The 14,371-nt window shown below is 72.2% G+C and carries 11 protein-coding genes; 4 read left to right on the top strand and 7 right to left on the bottom strand.

The genetic code is table 11. From position 1 onward, the window contains the following. Window positions 1-393 precede the first annotated feature (393 nt). Window positions 394-1,440, bottom strand: coding sequence for a LacI family DNA-binding transcriptional regulator (locus tag ACFVQZ_RS03595; protein WP_030498244.1), 1,047 nt, complete (start codon window positions 1,438-1,440; stop codon window positions 394-396). Between the two features lie 222 nt (window positions 1,441-1,662). Between ACFVQZ_RS03595 and chvE the strand changes: the two genes are divergently transcribed. The 3 genes from chvE to mmsB are packed head-to-tail and all read left to right on the top strand — an operon-like array spanning window position 1,663 to window position 5,599. Further along, window positions 1,663-2,772 carry a multiple monosaccharide ABC transporter substrate-binding protein gene (gene chvE / locus ACFVQZ_RS03600; RefSeq protein WP_030498243.1) on the top strand — a complete coding sequence of 370 codons (1,110 nt, stop codon included), beginning with the start codon at window positions 1,663-1,665 and terminating at the stop codon, window positions 2,770-2,772. 14 nt (window positions 2,773-2,786) lie between these two features. Beyond that, a complete protein-coding gene (mmsA, locus tag ACFVQZ_RS03605) occupies window positions 2,787-4,358 on the top strand; it encodes a multiple monosaccharide ABC transporter ATP-binding protein (protein ID WP_383619539.1) in 1,572 nt (523 codons plus the stop codon). After that, window positions 4,355-5,599 (top strand): multiple monosaccharide ABC transporter permease, encoded by a 1,245-nt coding sequence (mmsB, locus tag ACFVQZ_RS03610; RefSeq protein ID WP_030498241.1) that lies wholly within the window; start codon window positions 4,355-4,357, stop codon window positions 5,597-5,599. The genes mmsA and mmsB overlap by 4 nt, the downstream gene beginning before the upstream one ends. Before the next feature lie 67 nt (window positions 5,600-5,666). Here mmsB and ACFVQZ_RS03615 read toward each other — a convergent pair whose 3' ends face one another. From ACFVQZ_RS03615 to ACFVQZ_RS03635, 5 genes are all read right to left on the bottom strand, one after another. After that, window positions 5,667-6,734, bottom strand: a complete 1,068-nt coding sequence (locus tag ACFVQZ_RS03615; RefSeq protein WP_383619341.1) for an aldose epimerase family protein — start codon at window positions 6,732-6,734, stop codon at window positions 5,667-5,669. An 82-nt stretch (window positions 6,735-6,816) separates the two neighbouring features. After that, entirely contained in the window at window positions 6,817-7,815 is a 999-nt protein-coding gene (yjfF, locus tag ACFVQZ_RS03620; protein WP_383619343.1) for a galactofuranose ABC transporter, permease protein YjfF, read from the bottom strand. Further along, window positions 7,812-8,927 carry an ABC transporter permease gene (locus ACFVQZ_RS03625; RefSeq protein ID WP_030498238.1) on the bottom strand — a complete coding sequence of 372 codons (1,116 nt, stop codon included), beginning with the start codon at window positions 8,925-8,927 and terminating at the stop codon, window positions 7,812-7,814. Before ACFVQZ_RS03625 ends, yjfF begins: the two co-directional genes overlap by 4 nt. Next, on the bottom strand, window positions 8,924-10,501 hold the full coding sequence (locus tag ACFVQZ_RS03630; RefSeq protein WP_383619345.1) for a sugar ABC transporter ATP-binding protein: 1,578 nt from the start codon (window positions 10,499-10,501) through the stop codon (window positions 8,924-8,926). The genes ACFVQZ_RS03625 and ACFVQZ_RS03630 overlap by 4 nt, the downstream gene beginning before the upstream one ends. Before the next feature lie 69 nt (window positions 10,502-10,570). Beyond that, the gene (locus tag ACFVQZ_RS03635) at window positions 10,571-11,572 is read right to left on the bottom strand and encodes an ABC transporter substrate-binding protein (protein WP_030498733.1); all 1,002 of its coding nucleotides are present in this window, start codon (window positions 11,570-11,572) and stop codon (window positions 10,571-10,573) included. A gap of 593 nt (window positions 11,573-12,165) precedes the next feature. On the opposite strand from ACFVQZ_RS03635, the gene ACFVQZ_RS03640 reads away from it, so the two are divergent. Continuing rightward, window positions 12,166-13,131 (top strand): glycoside hydrolase family 6 protein, encoded by a 966-nt coding sequence (locus tag ACFVQZ_RS03640; RefSeq protein WP_030498734.1) that lies wholly within the window; start codon window positions 12,166-12,168, stop codon window positions 13,129-13,131. A gap of 37 nt (window positions 13,132-13,168) precedes the next feature. Here ACFVQZ_RS03640 and ACFVQZ_RS03645 read toward each other — a convergent pair whose 3' ends face one another. After that, entirely contained in the window at window positions 13,169-14,347 is a 1,179-nt protein-coding gene (locus ACFVQZ_RS03645; RefSeq protein WP_383619347.1) for an acyl-CoA dehydrogenase family protein, read from the bottom strand. Window positions 14,348-14,371: the final 24 nt, after the last annotated feature.

The raw sequence follows: 14,371 nt of genomic DNA on the forward strand, positions 1-14,371 counted from the left end.
GCGGACCGGCGGGGCAGGTTCGCGGGCGAACCGACGCGGACGGACCAACGAACCGGGCCCACGCCGCTGGTCCGGCCCGAGCGGGCCGGCGCCGGTGAGCCGGCACGGCCAGACCAGCACGGCAGGCCAGGGCGAGCAGCCCGCCGCAGACGCGCCGAAGCCAGCTACCGGGCGGCACCCGGAGGCGGGCGCCGGCGGGAGCCTCGTACCCCACGGCGGGCGTCGACAGGAGCCACGTACCGGTCCACGAAGGCCGCGACAGCCGCGTACCGGACGGCGGACGCCGCCGCCAGGCACCGGACGGGAGCGCGCTCCGGGCGCCACGCATCGAGCACCACGTGCCACGCGCCACGTACCGCCCACCGCGCCCCCCAGCCCCCGCCCCCGCCTCCCTCAGCCATCGCCCGCAGGGCGGGTGCTCGCGCGCATGATGAGCTGGGGTTCGACCAGGAGGTGTTCCGCCTTCGTGGCGCGGCCCTCGATGTGGTCCACCAGGAGGCGGATGCTCCGGCGTCCGATCGTGGCGAAGTCCTGCCGGACCGTCGTCAGCGGCGGCGGGAAGTACTCGGCCTCCGGGATGTCGTCGAAGCCGGCGACGGCCACCTGCGCGGGCGTGCGGATGCCGCCCTCGCGCAGCGCCCGCAGGACGCCGAGCGCCATCTGGTCGTTGGCGACGAAGACGGCCGTGACCGGGGCCGTACCGCGGCGGGCGAGCGCGAGGCCCGCGAGTTCCTGCCCGGCCCGGTAGCCGGAGAGCGGGCTCCAGTCGCCCGTCAGCACGCGCGGCGGGCGGATGCCGTTCTCCTCCAGGACGGCGCGCCAGCCCGCGGTGCGCGCCTCGCTCTCCAGCCAGTCGCCGGGGCCCGCGACGTGCCAGACGTCGGCGTGCCCGGCGGCGAGCAGGTGCTCGGTGACCAGGCGGGCGCCGCGCTCCTGGTCGAGGGAGACGCCGGGCAGGTCGAGCTGGTGGCCGCCCTCGACGGTGACCACCGGGAAGGGCGCGTCGAGTTCGGCGAGCGCCTGGACGAGGGAGCGCTGCGGGGTGATGGCGACGACGCCCTCGACGCCCCACGCCGCGAGGTGGTCGATGGCGTCCTTGAGTCCCTGTCCCCCGCCGCTGCGGAGGCTGACGGTGGAGACGAGGTAGCCCTCCTCCCGCGCCGCCTCCTCCAGGCCGGTGAGGGTGCTGGCGGGGCCGTACAGGGCGGTGTTGACGGCGATGACGCCCAAGGTCCTGGTGCGGCGCGTGACGAGGGCGCGGGCGGCGGAGTTGCGGCGGTAGCCGAGCCGTTCGATGGCCAGGGTGACCTGTTCGCGGGTGGCCGCGCGCACGTTGGGATGGCCGCTCAGCACGCGGGAGACGGTCTGGTGGGAGACCCCCGCCTCCCGGGCGACGTCGGCCATCGTCGGCGGGCGGACGTCTTCCGCGGGTTGCGCCACGTTCGCCTCCCTTCTCCGTGCTCACGGCTGGGTATCTATACGGGAAAAACCTTAGCGCCTCTTGTATCACGCCGTTGTGAGCGCTAACAATCTGTCTCGACCGGGGCGCCGACGTCCCGGCCACCCAACCGGAACGGCGTCGTCCCGGTGGTGCGAGGACCCGCGCTGCCGCCGAGCCTGTCCCGGTCGGAGCCGCCCTCGACGACGGGATGGGTATCGCTCATGAAGAAGTTCCGGTCCGCCTCCGCTCTCCTGGCCGCGACCACCGGATGCGCCCTGCTGCTGACGGCCTGCGGGCAGACGGCCGAGGGCGGCAGCCAGGAGGCGAAGGACGGGAAGGTCCGCACCATCGGCATCGCCATGCCCACCAAGTCCTCCGAGCGGTGGATCGCCGACGGGCGCAACATGACGGAGAGCCTGAAGAAGGCCGGCTTCGCCACGACCCTGCAGTACGGGGAGGACGACCCCGACCAGCAGGTCGCCCAGATCGAGAACATGATCACCCAGGGCGTCGACGCCCTCGTCGTGGCCGCCATCAACGGCGAGGCACTGTCGAACGTCCTGCAGCAGGCGGCGGACGCCGACATCCCGGTGATCTCCTACGACCGCCTCATCCTGGGCTCCCCCCACGTCGACTACTACGCCTCCTTCGACAACGAGAAGGTCGGCGAGCTCCAGGCCACCTACATCACCGAGAAGCTGGGGCTGAAGTCGGGCGCGAAGAAGGGCCCGTTCAACATCGAGCTGTTCGCCGGCTCCAACGACGACAACAACACCAAGTACTTCTTCGACGGCGCCATGAAGGTGCTGAAGCCCTACCTGGACAAGAAGCAGCTGGTCGTGCGCTCCGGCCAGACCCGTCTCAACCAGGTCACCACCCTGCGCTGGGACGGCGGGACGGCGCAGAAGCGCATGGACGACCTGCTGACGTCCACGTACGCCACGGCCCGCGTCGACGCCGTCCTCTCCCCGTACGACGGCATCTCCATCGGCATCCTGTCCGCCCTGAAGTCCGACGACTACGGCAGCGCCGCCAAGCCGCTGCCGGTCGTGACCGGCCAGGACGCGGAGGTCGCCTCCGTGAAGTCCATCATCGCGGGCGAGCAGACGCAGACCGTGTACAAGGACACCCGCGCCCTCGCGGAGGTGGCCGCCGGCATGGTGGCCGCCGTCCTCGACGGGAAGAAGCCGGAGATCAACGACGAGACCACCTACCACAACGGGAAGAAGGTGGTCCCGGCCTATCTGCTCGACCCGGTCAGCGTCGACCGGTCGAACTACCGGAAGGTCCTGGTCGACTCCGGCTACCTCGACGCCGGGGCGCTGAAGTGACCGCCCTCCTCCAGATGCGGTCCATCGGCAAGACCTTCCCCGGGGTCAGGGCCCTCTCCGACGTGACGCTGACCGTGGAGCGCGGCGAGGTGCACGCCCTGTGCGGGGAGAACGGCGCCGGGAAGTCGACCCTCATGAAGGTTTTGTCCGGCGTCCACCCGCACGGGTCCTACGAGGGCGAGATCCTCTTCGACGGCGAGCCGTGCCGCTTCAAGGACATCCGGGCCAGCGAACGGCGCGGCATCGTCATCATCCACCAGGAACTCGCGCTGGTCCCCCACCTGTCGATCGCGGAGAACGTCTTCCTGGGCAACGAACCGTCCCGGCGCGGGATCGTCGACTGGCGCGAGGTGCTGCGCCGCGCGTCCGGACTGCTCCGCCGGGTCGGGCTCGACGAGCACCCCGAGACCCGCGTCGCCGACATCGGGGTCGGCAAGCAGCAGCTGGTCGAGATCGCGAAGGCGCTGGCGAAGGACGTCCGCCTGCTGATCCTCGACGAACCCACCGCGGCCCTCAACGACGAGGACAGCGCCCAACTGCTGCGGCTCATGGGGGAGCTGAAGGACCAGGGCATCACCTCGATCCTCATCTCGCACAAGCTGAACGAGATCGCCCGGATCGCCGACTCCGTCACCGTCCTGCGGGACGGCCGCTCCATCGAGACCCTCGACGTCAGGGACCCGGCCACCACGGAGGAACGGATCATCCGCGGCATGGTGGGCCGGGACCTCGACAGCCGGTTCCCCGACCGCACGCCGTACGGGGGCCCGGCCGGCGCCGAGCCGGTCCTGGAGGTCCGCGACTGGACCGTGCGCCACCCGCTCGACCCCGGCCGCAGGGTCGTCGACGGCGTGTCCCTCCAGGTCCGCCGCGGCGAGATCGTCGGCGTGGCGGGGCTCATGGGGGCCGGCCGGACCGAACTCGCCATGAGCGTCTTCGGGCGCTCCTACGGCCGCTACGAGCGGGGCACGGTCCTCAGGGACGGCCGGGAGGTGCGGACGCGGACGGTCCCCGAGGCGGTCGCCCACGGCATCGCGTACGTCACCGAGGACCGCAAGCACTACGGTCTCGACCTCGGGGACTCCGTGAGCCGGAACATCTCGCTCGCCTCCCTCGGCTCCCTCGCCCGCCGCGGCGTCGTGGACGGGCACGAGGAGCGCCGGGTGGCCGAACGGTTCCGGCGCACCATGAACATCAAGGCGCCGAGCGTCCTCGAACCGGTGGGCCGCCTGTCCGGCGGCAACCAGCAGAAGGTCGTCCTCAGCAAGTGGATCCTCGCCGGACCGGACGTGCTCGTCCTCGACGAGCCCACGCGCGGCGTCGACGTGGGCGCCAAGTACGAGATCTACACCGTGATCGACCGCCTCGCCGCCGAGGGCAAGGCGATCCTCCTCATCTCCTCCGAACTACCCGAACTGCTCGGCATGTGCGACCGGATCTACACCATGGCCGCCGGGCGGCTGACCGGTGAGGTCGCCCGTGCCGACGCCACCCAGGAAGTGCTGATGCGCCACATGACGCAGGGCTCCCCCGCACCGCCGGCGGTCACCGCGGGCACCGCCTCCAGCGAAGGACACCAGGCATGAGCGTCGACACCGGCAAGGAAGCGACCACCCCGGCGGTCCCGGGCGGCGGGTCCCCGTCCCCGGGGGCGCCGGTGACCCGCGTGCTGCTCGACGGGGTCCGTAGGAACATGCGCCAGTACGGGATGCTCGTCGCGCTGGGCCTGATCGTGCTGCTGTTCCAGGTCTGGACGGGCGGCGACCTCCTGCTGCCGCGCAACGTCTCCAACCTGGTCCTGCAGAACAGCTACATCCTCATCCTGGCCATCGGCATGATGATCGTCATCATCTCGGGGCACATCGACCTGTCGGTGGGCTCGCTGATGGCGCTGGTGGGCGGCGTCGGGGCGGTGCTCATGGTCGAGCACCAGGTCTCCTGGCCGGTCGCGGTGCTCCTCACCCTGCTCCTGGGCGCGGTCGCGGGTGCGGTCCAGGGCTTCTTCATCGCGTACGTCGGCATCCCGTCGTTCATCGTGACCCTCGCCGGGATGCTGCTGTTCCGCGGGCTCACCGAGATCTTCCTCAAGGGGCAGACGCTCGGCCCGTTCCCGGACGGACTGCAGAAGGTCGCCAACGGCTTCCTGCCGGAGGCGGGTCCGCGCACGAACTACCACAACCTGACCCTGCTCCTCGGTCTGGGACTGATCGTGTACGTGGTCGTCCAGGAGGTCCGGGACCGGCGCCGGCAGCGGGAGTTCGCGCTGGAGACGCTTCCGGCCGGCCTGTTCGCGCTGAAGGTGACGGCGCTGGTCGCGGCGGTCCTGGTCACGACCCTGCTGCTGGCCAGCTACAAGGGCGCCCCCGTGGTCCTGCTGATCCTGGCCGTCCTGCTCGTCGGCTTCGGCTACGTGATGCGCAACGCGGTGATCGGCCGCCACGTGTACGCGATCGGGGGCAACCTGCCGGCCGCGAAGCTGTCCGGGGTCAAGGACCGGAAGGTCACCTTCGCGGTCTTCCTCAACATGGGGATGCTCGCGGCGCTCGCCGGCCTCGTCTTCGCGGCGCGCTTCAACGCGGCCTCGCCGAAGGCGGGCGTGAACTTCGAACTGGAGGCGATCGCGGCGGCGTTCATCGGCGGCGCGTCGATGAGCGGCGGCGTCGGGACCGTCCTGGGGGCCATCATCGGCGGCCTGGTCCTCGGCGTGCTCAACAACGGCATGAACCTCGTCGGGGTGGGCACCGACTGGCAGCAGGTCATCAAGGGCCTCGTGCTGCTCGCCGCGGTCGGCTTCGACGTGTGGAACAAGCGGCGGGCGGGCGCCTGACGCCCCTCCGGACACCGCTGTGCCCGCCGGCCCGGAAGCCGGCGGGCACAGCCGTGCCGGTACGCGGTCAGCCGCGCGTGCCGAACCGCAGGACCGTCCTCGACGCGTACCGCTCCCCCGGCCGCAGCACCGTGGACGGGTCGCCGGGGCGGTTCGGGGCGTCGGGGAAGTGCTGGGTCTCCAGCGCGATGCCGGCGCCCGCCCGGTAGGGCGTGCTGCTCTTGCCCAGGACCGTGCCGTCGAACTGCCCCGCGGTGTAGACCTGGAGGCCCGGTTCGGTGGTCAGCACCTCCATCCGGCGGCCGGTGGCGGGCGCGTACAGGACGGCGGCCCGGCGCAGCCGCCCGGTGCCGCGCGGCTCCAGGACGAAGTTGTGGTCGTACCCGCCGTCCGCGCCGGGGCGGGCCAGGGCGGCGGCGAGCGGGAGCGGCCGGCGGAGGTCGAAGGCGGTGCCGGCGACCGGACGGTGGTCCCCGCGGGGGATGAGGTCCGCGTCGACCGGGGTGTAGTGGGAGGCGTCGACGGACAGTTCGTGGCCGAGGACGTCTCCGGCACTCTCGCCGTCGAGGTTGAAGTAGGCGTGGTTCGTGAGGTTCACGTGGGTGGGGGCGTCCGTGACCGCCGTGTAGGAGAAGGCGAGTTCGCGGTCGCGGCCGACGAGGCAGCTGACGGTCACGTCCAGCTTGCCGGGGAAGCCCTGGTCGCCGTCGGGGCTGCGCAGGCGCAGGCGTACCCCGGTCCACTCGGGGGTGTGCACGCCCTCGGCCTCCCAGAGCCGGGTGTCGAAGCCGTCGGTGCCGCCGTGCAGGCTGTGGCCGTTGTCCTGCGTGCTGAGCCGGTACGGGGTCCCGTCCAGGGTGAACCGGCCGCGGGCGACGCGGTTGGCGTAGCGGCCGACGGTGGCGCCGAAGTAGCGGGCGCCGGTGGCGGTCTCGGCGGGGTCCCGGGGCGCGAGGACGACGTCGGCCGGGGTGCCGTGGCGGTCGGGCACCAACAGGCCGTGGAGGCGGGCGCCGCGGGTGTGCACCTCCGCGGTGAGCCCGCCGGGGAAGCCGAAGGTCCAGCGTTCTCCGGCGTACGGGTCGGGGCGGCGGACCGGGGGGACGCCGGTGAGCGGGGGCGGGGCTGGGTTCATGGGGTTCCTTGGTCACGAGGGAGCGCGGCGGAAGAGGGGGCGGGGAGGTCCCCGCCCCCTCGTGGCCCGGGGTGCCCGGGGTCTATTCCGCCCGGCGGACTCCGCCGAAGAGGCGCTGGAGGAGGATGAAGACGAACAGCAGACCGCCGATGACGATGCGGGTCCACCACGAGCTGAGCGTGCCCTGGAAGCTGATGACGGTCTGGATCAGGCCGAGGACCGCCACGCCCAGCGCGGTGCCCAGGACGAATCCGGAGCCGCCGGTCAGCAGGGTCCCGCCGATCACGGCGGCGGCGATGGCGTCGAGTTCCATGCCGACGGCGTGCAGGGCGTAGCCGGACAGCATGTAGAAGGTCAGCAGCAGGCCGCCGAGGGCGGAGCAGAGGCCGCTGATCGCGTACACCGCGACCTTGGTGCGTCCCACCGGCAGGCCCATGAGGCGGGCGGAGGACTCGCTGCCGCCGACGGCGTAGACGGTGCGGCCGAAGCGGGTGTGGTGGAGGACGACGAAGGCGAGCGCCAGCACGACGAGCGCGATGACGACGGCGGGCGAGACGAACAGGCCGCCGGGCAGCAGCACCCGGGTCTGGGCGATCGTCGTCGTCGTCGGGTCGGTGACGGAGATCGACTCGGTGCTGATCATGTAGCAGAGGCCGCGGGCGAGGAACATGCCCGCGAGGGTGACGATGAACGGCTGGATCTCGAAGGCGTGGATCACCCAGCCCATGAGGGCGCCGCCGCCGGCCCCCACCAGCAGGACCACCGGGACCGCGAGGGCGAGCGGCAGGCCGTTCTGCTCGACGAGCCAGGCCGTCAGCATGGTCGACAGGGCCACCATGGAGCCGACGGACAGGTCGATCCCGCCGGTGAGGACGACGAACGTCATGCCGATGGCCACGACGAGCAGGAAGCCGTTGTCGATCAGGACGTTGAGCAGGACCTGCGCGGAGAAGAAGCCTTCGTAGCGCACGGAGCCGACGGAGAACATCGCCACGAGCAGGGTGGCCGTCACCACCAGGGGCAGGCGCGCGGCGTGACGGGCCGGGAAGCGGCGGAGCGGCTTGGCGAGGGTGGTGCTCACGGGGTGACCTCCTGCCGGCGGGCCGTCAGGTCGCCGGCCGCGGGGGCCGGGTCGGGGGTGGTGGTGCGGCGACGGCGGGAGAGCCGCGCGCGGAACGCGGGCGACTGGACGAGACACACGACGATGACGACGAGGGCCTTGAAGACGAGGGTGGTCTCCGGCGGTACGCCGAGGGTGTAGATGGTGGTGGAGAGGGTCTGGATGATCAGCGCGCCGAGGACCGTGCCGCCGAGGGAGAACCGTCCGCCGGTCAGCGCGGTGCCGCCGATCACCACGGCGAGGATCGCGTCCAGTTCGATCCACAGGCCGGCGTTGTTGCCGTCGGCGCTGGACACGTTGGAGCTGATCATCAGGCCGGCGACCGCGGCGCACACGGCGCTGACGACGTAGACGGTGACGAGGAGCCCGGCGGCCCGGATGCCGACGAGCCGGCTGGCGACCGGGTTGCCGCCCACCGACTCGATGAGCATGCCGAGCGCGGTCCGCCGGGTGACGAGGGCGGCGACGGCGACGAGGGCGGCGGCGAGCAGGACGGCGAAGGGGAGGGTGAGCCAGTAGCCGCCGCCGATCATCTTGTAGGCGGCGCTGGAGACGCTGATGATCTGGCCGTCGGTGATCAGCTGCGCCACGCCGCGCCCGGCGACCATGAGGACCAGGGTGGCGACGATGGGCTGGACGCCGAGCCGGGCGACGAGGAAGCCGTTGAGGACGCCGATGGCGGCGGCCACGCCGACCGCCAGCGCGATCGCCGTCGTCACCGTGGACAGGCTTCCGGGGTCCTGCGCGGTGGCGATGTGCTCGCACGCGAGGGCGCCGGCGATGGCGACCGTGGAGCCGACCGACAGGTCGATGCCCCGGGTGGCGATGACGAGCGTCATGCCGGCGGAGACCAGGATCAGCGGGGCGCCGAACTGGAGGATGTCGATCAGGCTGCCGTACAGGTGTCCGTTCTGGACGCGGACGGCGAGGAAGCCGGGGGTGAGCGCGACGTTCCCGAGCAGCAGCGCGGCCAGCACGGCGGCGGGCCAGAAGAGCCGGTGCCCGGTCAGTCGCCGTGCTCCGGGCGCCCGGGCCGGGCGCCGTCCGGCGCCGGTGTCGTCAGGTGGTGTCATGAGGTGGCTCCGGTGGCGATGGCGCCCAGGATCCGGTCGGGCGTCAGGGTGGTGTCGTTGGGGAGGACGGCGACGAGCCGGTGGTCGCGCAGGACGCCGACCCGGTGGCTCAGCCGCAGCACCTCCTCCAGTTCGGCGGAGATGAAGAGGACCGCGGTGCCGTCGGCGGCCAGGCGGCTGACGAGTCCCTGGATCTCCGTCTTGGCGCCGATGTCGATGCCGCGGGTGGGTTCGTCCAGGATCAGCAGGTCGGGGTCGGTGAGCAGCCACCGGGCGAGCAGGACCTTCTGCTGGTTGCCGCCGCTGAGGTTGCGGACCTGTGCTTCGGGGTCGGCCGGGCGGATGTCGAGGGCCTCGGTCCACCGGGCGGCGATCTCGTCCTGCCGGGCGCGGGAGAGGGGCCTGGTCCAGCCGCGGGCGGCCTGGAGGGCGAGCACGATGTTCTCGCGGACGGTGAGTTCGCCGATGAGGCCCTCCGCCTTGCGGTTCTCCGAGCAGAAGGCGATCTTGCGGGCGATCGCGGAGCGCGGCGAGCGCAGCGCGGCGCGTCGGCCGTGGATCCGCAGCTCGCCGCCGTCGGCGTGGTCGGCGCCGAAGAGCAGCCGGGCGGCCTCGGTCCGGCCGGATCCGAGGAGTCCGGCGAGGCCGATGACCTCGCCGCGGTGGATGTCCAGGTCGTACGGCTGGATGGCGCCGGTCCGGGTGAGTCCGCGGGCGCTGAGCAGCGGCGTCCCGGCGGACGCGGGGCCGGCCGCGGTGCCGGTGTGGGAGGTCTCGGCCAGCTGGTCGAGGGTGCTCAGTTCGCTGCCGACCATGCGGTGGACGAGGGTGACGGGCGTCAGTTCGCCGATGCGGTACTCGCCTTCGAGGCGGCCGTTGCGCAGGACGGTGACCCGGTCGCACAGGTCGAAGACCTGGTCGAGGAAGTGGGTGACGAAGAGGATCGCGACGCCCCGGTCGCGCAGCCGGCGCACCAGGGCGAACAGCTGGGCGACCTCGTCGCGGTCGAGGCTGGAGGTGGGTTCGTCGAGGACGAGGACCTTGGCCCGGACGTCCACGGCGCGGACGATCGCGACGAGTTGCTGGACGGCGAGGGAGTGGGCGCTGAGCGGCATCCGGACGTCGAGGTCGAGTTCCAGCTCGGTGATGAGCTCGGCCGCGCGCCGGTGGAGGGCCTTCCAGTGGACGAGGCCGAGGCGCCGGGGTTCCCGGCCGACGAGGATGTTCTCGGCGACGGAGAGGTTGGGGCAGAGGTTCACCTCCTGGTAGACGGTGCTGATCCCGGCGTGCTGGGCGTCCAGCGGTTCGGCGAACCGCCGGGGGGCGCCGTCGACGGAGACCGTTCCCGCGTCGGGCGCGTGGACGCCGGTGAGCACCTTGATGAGGGTCGACTTGCCGGCGCCGTTCTCGCCCATCAGGGCGTGGACCTCGCCCGGGAAGAGCCGCAGGTCGACGCCGTCGAGGGCGAGGACGCCGGGGAAGGTCTTGCGGACGCCGCGGGCCTCCAGGACCGGCCGGCCGGCGGGGGTGCGGGGAGTGGGGGTGGCTGGGGTGGGGGTGGGTGGGGCTGTCATCCGCCCTCCTCTGCTGGGGGACCGGGAGCGCCGCGACGGCCGCCCCCGGGTCCGGTGCGGGCGGGCGGGTCAGTACTGGCGGCCGGGCAGGGCGGCGGCGGCCTGGTCCTGGGTGAAGACCCCCTCCTTCACCTCGACCCGCCGCGGCACGTCCTCCCCGGCGGCGACCTTCTTGACGAGGTCCATGAGCTGGTCGCCGAGGAGCGGGTTACACTCGACCACCACGTTGATCTTCTTCTGCTGCATGGCGACGAAGGCGTCCTTGATGCCGTCGACGGAGATCACCTTGATGTCGGTGCCGGGCTTCTTGCCCGCCTCCTCGATGGCCTGGATGGCGCCGAGGGCCATGTCGTCGTTGTGGGCGTAGAGGACGTCGATGTCCTGGTGGGACTTGAGGAACGCCTGCATGACCTCCTTGCCCTTGGCGCGGGTGAAGTCGCCGGTCTGGGAGGCGATCACCTTGAACTTGGGGTCGCCCTTGATGACCTCGGCGAAGCCGGCCTTGCGGTCGTTGGCGGGGGCGGAGCCGGTGGTGCCCTGGAGCTCGACGACGTTGACGGGGTCGGGGGTCCCCTCGTACTCCTTCACGAGCCACTTGCCCGCCTCCTGGCCCTCCTTGACGAAGTCGGAGCCGAGGAAGGTCCGGTAGAGCGAGGTGTCCTGCGAGTCGACCGCGCGGTCGGTGAGGATGACCGGGATGCCGGCGTTCTTGGCCTCCTTCAGCACGGTGTCCCAGCCGGACTCCACGACCGGCGAGAAGGCGATGACGTCCACCTTCTGCTGGATGAAGGTGCGGATCGCCTTGATCTGGTTCTCCTGCTTCTGCTGGGCGTCGGAGAACTTCAGCGTGATGCCCGCCTTCTCGGCGGCCTCGCGGACGGACCCGGTGTTGGCGGTGCGCCAGCCGCTCTCGGCTCCCACCTGGGCGAACCCGAGCACCAGCGGGCCGTCGGAGGAGCCCTTGCCGGCACCGCCGGCGGTACCGGTGGACGCGGGCTCGGTGGTACAGGCGGTCAGCACACCGGCGGCCAGGGCGGCGGCGGTGATCACGCGGAGGGCTCTGTGGGCCATGTCGTGGTTCCTCTCGGGGACGTGCGTCGTACCAGGCGGAGCCCTGCAGGGGACGGGCCCGGCGAAGGCGTGGCTGCGCGGCGGTGGTCGAACCGGGCGGGGCGGAGCGAAACGCCGGCCCCGGCGACCGGTGACCTGGCGAACGCGACACATTGTGAGCGCTAACAGAGCGGTAACTCAAGGGTCCGTACGCCTGTTACCCGTTTTTGATACGGGAAGGCGGGCGGTGCAGCAGACAGCGTCCGGCTCTCGGTTGTGAGCGTTAACAGCGCGACGGCTACGGCACAGGGTGGGCGCCCCCTTGAACGCCGGAAAGCGGGCGCCTTTCCGGCCATGGCACGCGCGAACGGGTCACCGCCCCGCGAAGTACGGGCGCGAAAGGGCCACTTGACAGTGCCGAGCGGCGAAATCCACGATACGGCCACGCCCCGGACCCGCCGACCGCGGAACCGGACCGCCTCCCATGGGAGCGCTTCCACGGACCTCGGGCCCGAGGCGCGCCGGTGACCCCACCGGTCGAACCGCCCCCCACGGGGACCTCGTACCGTCGCACTCCCCCGTGCGTCCCCCCACCACGAAACCGAGGTACAGCCATGCGCCGCAGGATCCGCGCCCTCGTCGCAGCCCTCTCCGCGCTGCCGTTGGCGCTCGCCGTCGCCCCGCCCGCCCACGCGGCGGACCCCACCACCATGACCAGCGGGTTCTACACGGACCCCGACTCCAGCGCCCGGAAGTGGGCCGCCGCCAACCCCGGTGACGGCCGGGCAGCCGCGATCGGCACGCACCTCGCCGCCACGCCCATGGCCCGCTGGTTCGGCGCCTGGAGCGGCACGATCGGCACCGCCACGGGCGCCTACGCCGGGGCGGCCGACCACGCCGACAAGCTGCCGATCATGGTCGCGTACAACATCTACCTCCGCGACTCGTGCGGCGGGCACTCGGGCGGCGGCGCCTCGTCGCCGTCCGCCTACGCGACCTGGATCGCGCAGTTCGCCGGCGGGATCGCCGGCCGTCCGGCCGTCGTCGTCCTCGAACCCGACTCCCTCGCGGACTACGGCTGCCTGACGCCCGCCCAGATCCGGGAGCGCCAGGGCATGATCAGCGGCGCCGTCGCCGAGTTCGGCCGCCAGGCGCCGAACACCTGGGTCTACCTCGACGCCGGCAACCCCGGATGGGTGAACGCGGCGACGATGGCCCAGCGGCTGCACGAGGCCGGGCTGCGCCAGGCGCGCGGCTTCTCCCTGAACGTCTCGAACCACTACACCACCGACCAGAACACCGCCTACGGCAACGCCGTCAACGGCGAACTGGCCGCCCGCTACGGCTACACCAAGCCGTTCGTCGTCGACACCAGCCGCAACGGCAACGGCGCCAACGGCGAGTGGTGCAACGCCGCCGGCCGCCGCATCGGCACCCCCACCCGGCTCGGCGGCGGCGCCGAGATGCTGCTGTGGATCAAGGCGCCCGGCGAGTCCGACGGCAACTGCGGCGTCGGGACCGGCTCCACGGCCGGCCAGTTCCTCCCGGAGGTCGCCTACAAGATGATCTACGGCTACTGACCTCGCGGCCGCCGGCGTGCGCGCCCCGCTCGGCCGCTCAGCGGCGGACGCGGGGCATGCCCAGGCCGATCCAGGAGATGATCTCCCGCTGGATCTCGTTGTTGCCACCGCCGAAGGTGAAGATCACGGCGGAGCGGTAGCCGCGTTCCAGCTCGCCGTGGAGGACGGCGCCGGCGGAGCCCTCCTTGAGGGCGCCGGCGGCGCCGACGACCTCCAGCAGGGCGGCGTAGGCGTCACGGCGCGCCTCGGAGCCGTAGACCTTCACGGCGGAGGCGTCCTGGGGGGTGAGGGTGCCGTGGTGGACGGCGTTGACCATCTGCCAGTTGAGGAGCCTCATCGCGTCGAGGCGGGCGTGGGTGCGGGCCAGGGAGCGGCGCACCCACGGCAGGTCGAGGACCCGGCGGCCGTCGGAGAGGAGCGTGCCGGCGGCCCAGCGGCGCACGTCGTGGAGGGCGCGGAGGGCCATGGTGCCGTGGGCGGCGAGGGTGACGCGCTCGTGGTTGAGCTGGTTGGTGATCAGCCGCCAGCCCTGGTTCTCCTCGCCGACCCGGTGCGTGACGGGGACCCGGACGCCGTCGTAGTAGCCGGCGGTGGTGTCGTGCGAGGCCAGGGTGTTGATCACCGTGCAGGAGTAGCCGGGGTCGGTGGTCGGCACCAGCAGCATGGTGATGCCCTTGTGGGGGGCGGCGTCCGGGTCGGTGCGGACCGCGAGCCAGACCCAGTCGGCGGTGTCGCCGTTGGTCGTCCAGATCTTCTGCCCGTCGACGACGTACGTGTCGCCCTCGCGCACCGCGCGGGTCTTCAGGGCCGCGAGGTCGGTGCCCGCGTCGGGTTCGCTGTAGCCGATGGCGAAGTCGATCTCGCCGGAGAGGACACGGGGCAGGAAGTACGCCTTCTGCTCCTCGGTGCCGAACCGCATGAGCGTCGGGCCTACCGTGTTCAGCGCCATCAGCGGCAGCGGGACGCCCGCCTGCGCGGCCTCGTCGAAGAAGATGAACTGCTCCATCGGGGTGAGGCCGCGTCCGCCGTACTCGACGGGCCAGCCGACGCCGAGCCAGCCGTCCGCGCCGAGGCGGCGGATCGTCTCGCGGTAGAAGCGCTTCTGCGCGGCCGGGTCCTCGTACCGGCCGTGCACGTCCTCGGGGACGAGGTCCGCGAAGTACGCCCGCAGCTCGGCGCGCAGGCGGTTCTGTTCCGGCGTGTACTGCAGGTGCATCCGGGCCTCCCGTGGCGGCGTCGT

Source organism: Streptomyces sp. NPDC057854, from assembly GCF_042797055.1.
Taxonomy (GTDB): domain Bacteria; phylum Actinomycetota; class Actinomycetes; order Streptomycetales; family Streptomycetaceae; genus Streptomyces.